Genomic DNA, 11,092 nt, shown 5'->3' with positions numbered 1-11,092 from the left:
GCCCGTCTGAACCGATGCCGTGACATAGGCACGCCTAAGCGAGGCGGCGCTGGATGATCAGAGGGAACCGACCCGTGGTGTGTGTCGACGAGTCGTTCAAACCGGACTGTACCGAATGGTTCACAATCTAAAAAGAGAATAAATAACTATTGCTATTTTATTTCCTACAAGTTAAATAAACAAAGTTGTCAATATTTTACCCGGCATGTAAACGAATCGTTGCCTCTCAACCATGAATATCCTCCATGACAGCGACAGCCGGCCGGCGCGCGGAAAAAAGGTTAGATGTTGATATCCCAGCCGCTCGCAGCAGAGGTGGTCAGATCGTTGGTCCATGAGACACCCTTCCCCTGATTCGACTGGTTGCACCAGCCGTAACCGTTGAATGCCAGGTTTGCTCCATTGAGTCCTGTGACGTTATAGGTGACCTTGACAGCCCCGTTGTCGATCAGGGAGTCGGCATATTTGACCGTCGTGTTCAGACCGAGGTTACCCACCTTCATGTCGATGAAGCCCAACCAGTAATTCGCACCGCTGTTACTGGCGTCGATCCGGTAGTTCGACGAGGTGCAGGGTTTCCAGGTCTGATACCCATAGGAAGCGAAATTATCAGCATCGAAGTACTGGTTCACTGCGCCGGGGATATAATGGACGTCACTCTGAGCAGGGACCTGATTTGTTACCGCCGTGGGCTGCCACCGGTACCCGCTCGCATTGATACCAAGGCTGAGATCTATCGGTGCAGCACCATCCTGGCTTTCGACAGCAACCATCAGAATGATGTCGTCGTTGAATCCCCGGCCACCGGTGTCGGTGATGTAGAAGGTTCCGCTGTCGGAGTCACCCATCGCCCCCCGGTGCGTGACCTGGCCATACGGCAAACTGTTCGAGTTGGTCATGTGCAGCGCGTTCAGACCGCCACCACCTAACTTGAAGTAGTAGGACTGGTTGCTGAGATCGCCCGTCGAGAGGTTGGACCAGTACGCACCGTTCTCCATATTGAGCCATACCTGATGATAATTCGGGATTACAGTCGCCGAAACCGGGCAGAGACTGACCAGACCGACCGAGAGTAACAGCGCGACCAGGGCCAGCCCGGTGACGCGTTTGATTGTGTCATTTTCAAATTTCATCATTTCACCTTTTCTTGGGTACCCCGACGCACCATGGTCGACATACCTCGAGTTCCAATTTTACCAGGATCGATATAAACACTTCCCTTTAATTTTTCGTTAAATTAATCAAATTAGCTAAATTTACACGCAATCCATTGATAATTGCCGGCTGAAGGTCCCTCGAATGAAAGATCACGAGATTAAGAAATCCGCCGGCCGAATATAATTTCAGGGGGAAAACCTGAAGCCTGAGAAATTGCTCGAATATACTCAGATATAATTGAAAAATGTAAAAAAAAGAAAACGGCAAAAATAAATAAAATGATCCGACGCTGATACCGAGCCGCTGGCACCTCCACGATCTATCATTCACACCAGGACCATCCCGCAACCTTCTCATCTGGTGGTCATCTGGATGTAGCGGAGTCTTCCGATAATCCGATCGTCGACCATGAGCCCCGGTATCGGGAGTAAACCGCTGCGCGGCGTCATAGGCGATAAAAAGGTACCTGGATTCGTGGGAAGGCTCGGTCGGCCGGTCGGCCGGCCTCCACGGGTCAGGTCACATCGGCGACCCGCCCATGGTATAGTGCATCCATGCAATCAGGGTCGCCTGGTTCCTCAAGAGGGTGCAGAAGACGTACGCATCGAAACGCCATCTGCGGTGGAAAGTGTTGAACGCACCAACCCGGACCAATCCTGGACGAAAAAAAAACGAAGATTGATCGATCTGGGGATTACGTCTGCTCCCCTCGCGGGTGGAACCGGATATTCGCAGAGTCCTCCAGACTCCTCTCGAATTCGGTTCCTCTTACGGGAAAACCGGATATTAAAACCAGGTACGTATCAGTTGTCAGGTTCTCGACAACAATCAAAACTGAACGAGGGGATCGAATGATCTGGACCTTTTCATCAAAACCTGTTCTCGCGCACTGTCAATGTGTTTGATTTTACAAAAAGAGTTATTTAATAATATTTATATCAGGGCACTTCAACAGTAATAATTTAGGCGGATTTCGTCTCGTGACATCTCCCCTTTCTCTGTCGGTGAACAGGGTATGGTCCATGCTGGATATGTACAAACCTTCGCCAGGTCCATACCCGCTCTGACAGGGAATCATCCGGAAAATACAACAGCAATTCGTGATACCAGGACCATGCCTGTTATTGGGACAACCTTCACGCATCACTGGTTGCTCACCCGCTGGTGATATGAATCATGCCTGACTCAAAACATACGACCCTGACCTGTCTCATGGTACTACTGCTCCTGGCGCTGCTGACAGCCCCCGCATGTGCAGGATCTGTACAGCTGAACGAAACATCGTCCATCGGGGTCGACCAGAACCTGGAACTGAAAGACACTGCAGCACTCTCCGCAAACAGGCATTTCCTCATCAATGTTGCGAATGACGCCGGCGTGAAGTACGATAAAGACGGTGCACTCTACGGCGGCCCGGGCAACACCTACTACATGAAGTTCGACGGGGGCGGGGTGAACGCGCTGCACATATCCGGCGATCCGTCAAATTCGTACGGAAGTATTCTCACCTCAGCCTCCCAGTCCGGCGTCTTCTATCTGACCGACACCGGGGGGAGAGGCTTTGATGATGACGGCATCCTGATGCTCGCCGTGCAGGGGGATGTCCCGAACGACTTTCGGGTCCACATCCGGGCGAGCGGCTACACCTGGACGCCCTCCCCCGTGGCCAACCTGAAACCCACCGCGTACACGCATGTGGATGGAACGGTCGATGAGACGTTCACGAAGAACGACCTCATCTACGGCCCGCAGATCTGGAAACCGTGTTCTATGTCGAACTACCCGATCTATTGCGGACAGGATATGTCGGATACGCAGAACACCTTCCAGATGATGTTCATCGATCTGAATGCAGGAATCATCGGCTCGAACACCACCGCCGGCGCCCCGCCTCTCCAGGACAATGGTGCGATCAGGGTCGAGTACTCGTTCGAGAACCTGAACACCTTCGCCGCCTTCGATGCCTATGCCTGGTGTCTGAACTCCAACCAGGGGCAGGGGATCACCTGGACGAATGCAGTCAACGCACTCGGCCAGTCGGCGACGTCTGCGAGCGGGTACACCGTCACCGGTACTCCGCGTCCGGCACCGGCTGCCGGGTTCACCGCGAACCCGACGACCGGCACTGCTCCCCTGGCGGTCCGGTTCACCGACACCTCCACCGGCTCCCCGACGAGCTGGTCGTGGTCCTTCGGCGACAACACCACCTCGATGGTGCAGAACCCGGTCCACACCTACACGACGGCCGGCACCTACACCGTGGCTCTGACAGCCACCAACGCAGGCGGCAGTACCACGGCCACACAGACCCGGTTTATCACTGTTCAGACCCCGGTGTCTCCCACAACGGTGGCTACGACTGTTACAACAACAGTATCAACGACACTCCCAACGACGACGGCACACACGACAGTAACAACAGCCGTACCAACCACGACGACCGTCGCCCCGACCCCGACCGCCACACAGCATCCGGTGGTGGCCAACTTCATCGCGAACGTGACAGCCGGCCAGTCCCCGCTCGCCGTACAGTTCAACGATTCGACCACCGGATCAGTCCAGAACTACTTCTGGCAGTTCGGGGACGGTGGAGCGTCGTACGACCGGAACCCGGTGCATCTCTACACGACAGCCGGCAGGTACACCGTCTCCCTCGTTGCCAGCGGCTCGAACGGAGCACAGGTGAAGACGATCGAGCAGTACATCAATGTCACCGAGCCGGCTCCGGCCCCGACCACACCAACGGCAACCCAGCTCCCCGACTATCACTACCTCTATCTCAAGGTTGCAAACGATGAAGGAGCGCGATTCGATCTCCATAACAACGAAACCTACTACCAGAAAAATGAAGGAGGCGGCCTCAATGCACTCTGGATGACTGGAGACCCGGCTGTGCCGAAAGGTCAGACGATCACCACCAGCAACCAGTCGGGCGTCTTCTACCTGACCGATACGGGCGGCCGCGGCTGGGACGATGACGGACTGGTGATGCTCGCCGTCAACGGGACGATCCCTGATACCTTCAAGGTGCACATCCGGGCAAGTGGGTATACGTGGTCCCCTGTTACAGAATTCGTTAAACTATCCTCTGGCACCATAACCTATGTGGACGGATCGATCGATGAGACGTTTACGAAGGCCGACTTCATCTACGGCCCCCAGATCTGGAAACCGGCCGGGCAGGCAAATTATCCGATCTATAACGGACAGAACATGTCCGATACCCAGAATACCTTCTATCTGATGTTCATCGATCTGAATGCAGGGATCATCGGCAAGAACGGCGTGAACACCAGCGCCGGAACCCCCACGCTTCAGAACAGTGGTGCGATCAAAGTCGAGTACTCGTTCGAGAACCTGAACGCCTTCGCCGCCTTCGATGCTTACGGCTGGTGCAAGTACACCAGCCGGGGAGAGGGGATCTCATGGACGAATGCCGTCAACGCGCTCGGTCAGTCGTCGCTTGCAAGCGGCTACAGCGTGGTAGGGATGCCGGCGTCGACAGCCCCGGTCAGTATCCCATCAGCGACCAGCCCTCCAACCGACCCCAACAGAGACGGCCTGTATGAAGACCTGAACGGAAACGGAATGCTGGATTTCAACGACGTGGTCCTCTTCTTCAACCAGATGGACTGGATCGCAGAGCATGAACAGGTCAGTGCCTTCGACTTCAACAAAAACGGTTCCATCGACTTCAATGATATCGTCATGCTCTTCAATAGCGTCTGAAAAAATCAAAGAGAACCTTCAATTTTTCTCTGGAGTGGTGAACGCACCATCCTGACCAATTGTAGACGATAAATTTGTCGGAGATTATAGTGTTGAACGCACCATCCCAGACCAATCGCAGACATAAAATTTGTCGGAGATTGGTCTATCTGTGGATTAGATGCGTTCAACACTACTTGAGAAAACCTGATTATTATCAGGTTTTCGACTATGGTCTATCCGTGGATTAAGTGCGTTAACACCCTCGAAGAATCCGGAGGATTCTTCTCGTATCCGCTTCCCCTTGCAGGGGACCGGATTCGTGAAGATGTCAGGTACTCTCATCAGCCTCGATCACCCCGGCCCTGAGAAGGCGTCTGAGGACAAGCGATGCGAGGACCCCACCGATCCCCCCGAATATCAGGTGAGTCACAGAAGCGACACCGATCCCGATCAGAATGAGATTGGTCTGGACTCCAAAGAAGAACTGAACTCCATAGTTCACCACCATCTTGGCCAGATTCCCGGCCACTCCGGCGATGAACCCGACCAGGGGGTTGGTGAACTGGTACCCAAAGAGAAGGGCGGTGAGATCGATCGCTCCTCCGAGGGCCAGGTACTTGAAGAGGTCGAAGAGATGAAGCGGATCATTTCCAAAGAAAGAGGCCAGAATTCCGGATATCAGACCGATATAGATCCCTGCACCCGGCTTCCTGATCACCCGCACCCCAATGATCACCGGGATGACCCAGTAGATGCCGGAACTGCCCGGAACATGAAGGGGGATCTCAAAGAGCCGGGTCAAAACAAAGACCATCGCCCCGAGGAGGGAGAGGAGAGCGATCTCATAAAGAGAGAAGTACCTGCTCATCTTCGACATCAGGGTACCTCCACCGGACCTGAAGTGATCGTGAGCTTGAACGAGTCAGGCTGCGGCCGGTCGACGGCGACCATCAGGAGAGCGTGATCCACCCCGTTCCCTCCGGTAGAGAAGATAGCGAAACGTCCATGCCGTTCTGTAGTGTCTATCATCTGCCCTCTCCTCACTGCGGGTCCAGGGTCAGTCCCACGGGGATCCCTTCTGATCGATGAAGGCGAGGTACCCCCCTTCATCGACCTGATGCATCTCATCCAGATCAATCCGCAGGTATGGACCCCCGGATAACGGGCCGTACCTGAGGTGAGCCTTTGATAGAGCCACACGTCCTGCAGTCATCTGGAGAGTCACCATCGGGTCGGTGAAGGCCTCCTTCAGAACCTGTGCGACCAGGATCCGCGATTCAATCTTCAGTTCAGTCCCTCACGACTGGGACCAGTTCTCCTTCGCGTTCCTCTACAAACAGGATCGCTCTCCCGTTGATCTGACAGGGTTTGGGTGGTTTCTGTTCCGGATTCTGCACGGTTCCCTCGGTGATCTGCGTCCCGGCGATATTCCAGACCCCATCGATGCCGGCCGCGATCAGGTCCTCCACCTCGCAGGGGCCGGTGATATTCCGAATCGTCCCCAGTTGTAAAAACCGTCCGTCGTTCCGCGTCGCCGCGAGCCCGAGCCCGGCCATCGCTCCGATCACCCCGTCCTCGGTCCCGCCGAGCCCCTTGAGCGGAATCTTCAGATTACGGGCGAGGGTCCGTGCCCGTTCCTGGTTCAGGATCATATGCTGCGCATCTCGTCCGTAGGCAACCAGGGAAGGGGATATCTGTTCTGTGAGAGAGACAGCAACCCCCGGATTACTTCCACCTCTGAAATCATCGAGTATCAGACTCTGTGCCAGGTTAAAGACATATCCTGCAATCCTCGGGTTCTCTTCGCAGATATGGATGACTGCACAGAAATTATAGGAGGTGGAGGGGATGTCCTCATGGACAAAGAGCTGATGGCGAGTCACCCCGTAGACCAGGAACTCTCCTGCAATTACTTCGGCTATCGTTCTGGCCAGTTTACCGGTTCCACAGGAATTCTGATTATCGGTATCATCGATTGCGAGATAAATCGTCTTCTCCTCCCATTCTATACTACTATTTGATAAACATAATTTAAGTTTTTTGATTTTTTATAAAAATCAACTCAATTGAATTTACAGGCCCACCTTCAGGCCGCCATCTCTGCCGATCTCTCTACCGGATCCAGGGATACCAGAGAACGCGATCATCTCCTGATCGGTGGACGAAGTTCCACCGCCGGCATGATACGAGAGGAAGAGGCGGAGAGATGCTCCTGATTCTCCCGCACAACCTCCTTATTTAGCCGGCATGGATCTGGTGCAGGGTCTGTTTGTCGATAGAGGTGGAATAGCCCCCGGTTATCCCCCGGCGTGGCCCTTACCACCGCCGTGGTGCTTTCCTCCACCACTGCCGTCACCCTTCTTCCCGGCCGGCCGGTCGCCGACATAGGCATGAACGCCGTTGATCACAACCGCACGGTCCGGCCCGGACGGCCCTTCGAGAGAGATCACCTGGCCGGTCTTCACCTTCGTCTCCTTCAGGAGGTTCTCCCGCTTCCCGTGCATCTGGATGTCCTCGAGCCGGACATGGAAGCCGAACGACTTTTTGAGCACCATCTGGACCACCCCGGTGTGGGCGATCTGGCGCATACAGTTGGCCGGCAGGAATCTGGCCCGGAAACCGATCGCCGGCTCGTTCCGGACCAGGTCGGCCCGCCCCTCGAACGCGATCTCCCGGTACGCCCGGAGGTCGAAGACCTTCGGACTCCGCCGGGCGGCCAGCGGCCCGACCGTGTGGCAGCGGAGGATCCCCGAGACCGGGTCGCTGTCGAGGACGCGGAGGACATGCTGGACCGGGCATCCCGGGTCGACAGGCCGGCCGATCACGATCGCACCCGGCCCGATCCCCAGACGTTCGATCAGTTCCGGACGGAAGGGCTGGATGTACCGCTGCGCTGATGGCTCGCCCGGGAGCGGTCGGAGGATGAAGTCATATTCGGACCCGAGCAGGTCGGTCCCATCATAGACCTCCAGCAAGGCCGACTCGTCCAGGTCCAGCCGGCGGGCCTGGTGCGGGCAGTCGGCAAGGACCCGTGTCCCGTTCCGCATTCCCTCGACGAACTCGCGGCAGCTGCGGACCCCGCAGGCCCCGCAGTCCTTGCCCGGCGGCTCCCACACCACGTTCAGTCCCCCCGGTAGAGCTCGTCGGCGGCGTCCAGGGTCCGGATGACCCCGAAGTGATTCCGCCAGCCGATCTCCTTCTTCCCGGCACAGATCGTGCAGACCCCGAGCGGCGGAGCCCCCCGGAGCATGATCGCCGCCGGGTCGTCGATCTCCGGACAGCTCTCGACCGCCCGGAAGAGGTACCGGAGACCGGTCCCCTCGATCGCATTCGTCTCGATGATATCGATCCCCGGCGTCACACGCCGGATCGCCTCACGGAAGACCTCCTTCTCCGCCTGCGAGACCAGATCGGTCTTGGTCACGACCGCGACGTCGGCGAACGCGATCATCGGCGCCATCTTCAACGGAGCGTTCGTCCCCGAGATCGCCGGCAGCACCACGATCCCGAGCGACTGGGTGGTGTACGGCGTGCACCGGAGACAGAGTCCGGCCGACTCGACGATCAGCAGGTCGGCCTTCTCCTCTCCGGCCCAGGTCAGCGCATCGGCGAGCACCAGGATCCCGGTGTGGTCGGGGCAGAGATCCCCTGAAAAGACCTTCCTCGTCGGGATTCCGAATTCGGCCGCGAGCTCCTCGGCCTCGAAGGCCTGGACCACGTCGATCTTCAGATAGGCGGTCCGGTTCTCCCCGGCGAACTGCCGGAGGAGCTGCCGGACGACGGCCGTCTTGCCGGCGCTCGGCGGGCCGGCCACGATCAGTAGGCGCATCGTCACACCCCCCCGTTCAGAATCTCGCCGGCCCGGATCCGCTCGCGAATCGCATGGAGCCGGTTATCCATCGCGGCCACCTCAGCGAGGGTGTCGGCCTCGATCCCCCCGGGTTCGAGCACCGAGACGACCGCCCCGTTCCGCATCACGATCCGCCGGTCAGAGAGGAGGGCGACGAACGGGTCGTGGGTCACGAAGAGCACGGCCCGGCCGTACTCCCGCAGTTTGGCGATCACCCGATCCTTGAAGATCCCGGCGTTCTCGACCTCGTCGAGCAGGATGATCGGAGTGTTGCTGACCAGCAGGGCGTCCGCGACCATCAGCGAGCGGGTCTGCCCCCCGGAGAGCCGGGTCATGCGCATCTCCCCTCCGAGCGCCTCGCCGGTGAACTCGTTCGCGAGCGCGATCGTCTCGTCGACCGTCTCGGCCGAATCGAGCCCGCGGGCCGCACAGTGCATCTCGAGAAACTGCCGGACCTGCAGATCGGCCAGGCACTTGCTCGTCTGTGCGATCATCGCGATCGGCTTGTTCGCCGGGTCCCGGCAGATCTGCTCGGGCGGCGCCTCACCGTTCACCAGCACCGTCCGGCCGGTCACCGTGTCCTGCTGGGCGAAGACCTCGATGTCGTTGATCAGCGCTGACTTTCCGGACCCTGTCGGGCCGACGATCGAGATCGTATCGCCGGCGCGGATGGTCAACTCGTCGAATGACTCCCGGCGGCCGTCCTTCGCCGTTCCGGGGAGAATAGTGATTGTCTCGATCCTGTAATGTTCCACAGAACTGCTTCGAACCGGGCGGGAATAAATATGGCGTTAAGTTGATTTATTGAACTTGATAAGATCATGTGCAACCATTATAGATACCACCTCGACGATACATCTCGTAAGCAGGAGATCGTATATGCGGAAAAAAGTCGAGACAGAACATGGTTGGTATCGCCCGAAGGGCATGATCGCGGACAGACGGGGTGGCGGGATCGCGCTCCTTCTCCTTCTGGCCATCCTCCTCATCAACTCCCCCGCCGGAGCAGCTCCCCTCGCCGACTACAACAACATCTTCTTCAAGGTGGCGAATGACGCCGGGGTGAAGTACGACGCCTTCGGCAACGACTCCTACAACATCCGGTTCGAAGGCTACGACCGCGGGCTCAACGCCCTGCACATCTCCACCGACCCGGCCGTGAACTTCGGCCAGGTGACGATGACGGGCAACCAGTCCGGAACCATCTATGCAACCGACTCGGGCGGCAAGGGCTACGAGGACGAGATCCTTCTCCTCGTCGGCGTGAACGGCACGGTCCCCGACGACTTCAGACTCCATGTCACGGCCGACGGCTACACCTGGACGCCGAACCCCGAGAGAAACAAGGCCCCGACCTCCTTCACCTACCAGCCGGTCTCCCTCGACGAGACCTTTACGAAGGCCGACCTGGTCTACGGTCCGCAGACCTGGAAACCGACCGGCAACGGGTTCTCCTATCCGATCTATTACGGACAGAACATCTCCGACACGACCAACACCTTCAAACTGATGTTCATCGACCTGAACGCCGGCGTGCTCAGGCCGAACACGACGCTCCAAAACCAGGGAGCCGTCCGGATCACCTACTCGTTCGAGAACCTCGAGTCGTCCGCGGTCTTCAATGTCTATGGGTACTGCCAGACCTCGAACAACGGCGACGACATGGTCGCCTGGTCGAACTCGCTGATGCCCGAACGGACCCCAAGCGGGTACCTGGTGAATGGCCCATCGCCGGATCAGCAGGTCCTCCCCCTGTCAGGCCAGCAGCATGCTCCCCTGGACATCGATGGCGACGGGCGATACGAGGACCTGAACGGGAACAGCCAGTTTGACTTCTCCGATGTGATTCTCTTCTTCAACCAGATGGACTGGATCGCCGAAAACGAACCTGTCGACGCCTTCGACTTCAATGGGAACGGAAAGATCGATTTCGGCGATATCGTCTCCCTGTTCATCAGGTTATGACCTGACCCCCCTTTTTTCCGCTTCCCCGGACCGTCCGATCAATTCCTGGGATCAGAACCGGTCAGAGATTGTATTCAAGGGAAAACCGGAGTCACCTGATCCCCTCCACCCGGGTGATCGGATCCGTATCTTCAGCGTCTCTTCAGACCTGGATCTCGTGAAGTAAACCCAGTTAAGTTAACTTAAAATTGTTATAATAATGTTTATATCAACACAATCCAACAATAGTAAAGGCAGATTTCGCCTCGTGAAATCTCCTCTTTCTCTGTCAGCGTGGGTACATTCTGGATGTGTACAAACCTTCCCAGGCCAATACACCACGCCTGACAGGGAATTTCTCGGGAATAAAGTTGCCGATCTACGAGAAAGACCAAGCAATTCGTGATTTGGTGACCATTACCTGTCACT

At 57.1% G+C, this 11,092-nt stretch carries 11 protein-coding genes; 3 read left to right on the top strand and 8 right to left on the bottom strand.

Translation table 11 applies throughout. The features are described 5' to 3' along the window. Positions 1 to 281: 281 nt before the first annotated feature. Positions 282 to 1,133, bottom strand: a complete 852-nt coding sequence (locus tag ACFKSJ_RS00790) for a nitroreductase (protein ID WP_440950379.1) — start codon at positions 1,131 to 1,133, stop codon at positions 282 to 284. Between the two features lie 1,201 nt (positions 1,134 to 2,334). Between ACFKSJ_RS00790 and ACFKSJ_RS00785 the strand changes: the two genes are divergently transcribed. Next, the gene (locus ACFKSJ_RS00785; RefSeq protein WP_440950378.1) at positions 2,335 to 4,887 is read left to right on the top strand and encodes a PKD domain-containing protein; all 2,553 of its coding nucleotides are present in this window, start codon (positions 2,335 to 2,337) and stop codon (positions 4,885 to 4,887) included. Between the two features lie 310 nt (positions 4,888 to 5,197). Here ACFKSJ_RS00785 and ACFKSJ_RS00780 read toward each other — a convergent pair whose 3' ends face one another. The 4 genes from ACFKSJ_RS00780 to ACFKSJ_RS00765 all read right to left on the bottom strand — a co-directional run bounded on the left by ACFKSJ_RS00780 (position 5,198) and on the right by ACFKSJ_RS00765 (position 6,521). Then, a complete protein-coding gene (locus ACFKSJ_RS00780) occupies positions 5,198 to 5,746 on the bottom strand; it encodes an ECF transporter S component (RefSeq protein ID WP_440950377.1) in 549 nt (182 codons plus the stop codon). Then, positions 5,746 to 5,898: a hypothetical protein gene (locus ACFKSJ_RS00775; protein ID WP_440950376.1), complete on the bottom strand. Its 153-nt coding sequence runs from the start codon at positions 5,896 to 5,898 to the stop codon at positions 5,746 to 5,748. Before ACFKSJ_RS00775 ends, ACFKSJ_RS00780 begins: the two co-directional genes overlap by 1 nt. Before the next feature lie 28 nt (positions 5,899 to 5,926). Then, entirely contained in the window at positions 5,927 to 6,082 is a 156-nt protein-coding gene (locus ACFKSJ_RS00770) for a hypothetical protein (protein WP_440950375.1), read from the bottom strand. Between the two features lie 76 nt (positions 6,083 to 6,158). Beyond that, positions 6,159 to 6,521, bottom strand: a complete 363-nt coding sequence (locus ACFKSJ_RS00765) for a hypothetical protein (protein ID WP_440950374.1) — start codon at positions 6,519 to 6,521, stop codon at positions 6,159 to 6,161. Here ACFKSJ_RS00765 and ACFKSJ_RS00760 point away from each other — a divergent pair, their 5' ends adjacent. After that, positions 6,522 to 6,890, top strand: coding sequence for a hypothetical protein (locus ACFKSJ_RS00760; RefSeq protein ID WP_440950373.1), 369 nt, complete (start codon positions 6,522 to 6,524; stop codon positions 6,888 to 6,890). It begins immediately after the preceding gene. A 276-nt stretch (positions 6,891 to 7,166) separates the two neighbouring features. Here ACFKSJ_RS00760 and ACFKSJ_RS00755 read toward each other — a convergent pair whose 3' ends face one another. Genes ACFKSJ_RS00755 through ACFKSJ_RS00745 form a run of 3 tightly spaced genes read right to left on the bottom strand, consistent with a single transcriptional unit; the run spans position 7,167 to position 9,474 of the window. Further along, positions 7,167 to 7,988, bottom strand: coding sequence for a (Fe-S)-binding protein (locus ACFKSJ_RS00755; RefSeq protein WP_440950372.1), 822 nt, complete (start codon positions 7,986 to 7,988; stop codon positions 7,167 to 7,169). 2 nt (positions 7,989 to 7,990) lie between these two features. Continuing rightward, positions 7,991 to 8,698, bottom strand: coding sequence for a GTP-binding protein (locus ACFKSJ_RS00750; protein WP_440950371.1), 708 nt, complete (start codon positions 8,696 to 8,698; stop codon positions 7,991 to 7,993). A gap of 2 nt (positions 8,699 to 8,700) precedes the next feature. After that, positions 8,701 to 9,474 (bottom strand): ATP-binding cassette domain-containing protein, encoded by a 774-nt coding sequence (locus ACFKSJ_RS00745; RefSeq protein WP_440950370.1) that lies wholly within the window; start codon positions 9,472 to 9,474, stop codon positions 8,701 to 8,703. 124 nt (positions 9,475 to 9,598) lie between these two features. On the opposite strand from ACFKSJ_RS00745, the gene ACFKSJ_RS00740 reads away from it, so the two are divergent. Further along, positions 9,599 to 10,684 (top strand): hypothetical protein, encoded by a 1,086-nt coding sequence (locus ACFKSJ_RS00740; protein WP_440950369.1) that lies wholly within the window; start codon positions 9,599 to 9,601, stop codon positions 10,682 to 10,684. The last annotated feature ends 408 nt before the right edge of the window (positions 10,685 to 11,092 follow it).

It is taken from the genome of Methanosphaerula subterraneus, assembly GCF_052055875.1.
In the GTDB taxonomy this organism is placed as follows: domain Archaea; phylum Halobacteriota; class Methanomicrobia; order Methanomicrobiales; family Methanospirillaceae; genus Methanosphaerula; species Methanosphaerula subterraneus.
Note: the sequence above shows the minus strand (reverse complement) of the source record. Positions and strands in the feature narration are given on the sequence as shown.

What these genes read in the sequence shown, in the direction of transcription:
- ACFKSJ_RS00750 (WP_440950371.1), bottom strand. Translation starts at nt 8,698, where the DNA reads ATGCGCCTACTGATCGTGGCCGGCCCGCCGAGCGCCGGCAAGACGGCC.
- ACFKSJ_RS00765 (WP_440950374.1), bottom strand. Translation starts at nt 6,521, where the DNA reads ATGATCCTGAACCAGGAACGGGCACGGACCCTCGCCCGTAATCTGAAG.
- ACFKSJ_RS00760 (WP_440950373.1), top strand. Translation starts at nt 6,522, where the DNA reads ATGCTGCGCATCTCGTCCGTAGGCAACCAGGGAAGGGGATATCTGTTC.
- ACFKSJ_RS00785 (WP_440950378.1), top strand. Translation starts at nt 2,335, where the DNA reads ATGCCTGACTCAAAACATACGACCCTGACCTGTCTCATGGTACTACTG.
- ACFKSJ_RS00770 (WP_440950375.1), bottom strand. Translation starts at nt 6,082, where the DNA reads ATGACTGCAGGACGTGTGGCTCTATCAAAGGCTCACCTCAGGTACGGC.
- ACFKSJ_RS00775 (WP_440950376.1), bottom strand. Translation starts at nt 5,898, where the DNA reads ATGATAGACACTACAGAACGGCATGGACGTTTCGCTATCTTCTCTACC.
- ACFKSJ_RS00780 (WP_440950377.1), bottom strand. Translation starts at nt 5,746, where the DNA reads ATGTCGAAGATGAGCAGGTACTTCTCTCTTTATGAGATCGCTCTCCTC.
- ACFKSJ_RS00740 (WP_440950369.1), top strand. Translation starts at nt 9,599, where the DNA reads ATGCGGAAAAAAGTCGAGACAGAACATGGTTGGTATCGCCCGAAGGGC.
- ACFKSJ_RS00790 (WP_440950379.1), bottom strand. Translation starts at nt 1,133, where the DNA reads ATGAAATTTGAAAATGACACAATCAAACGCGTCACCGGGCTGGCCCTG.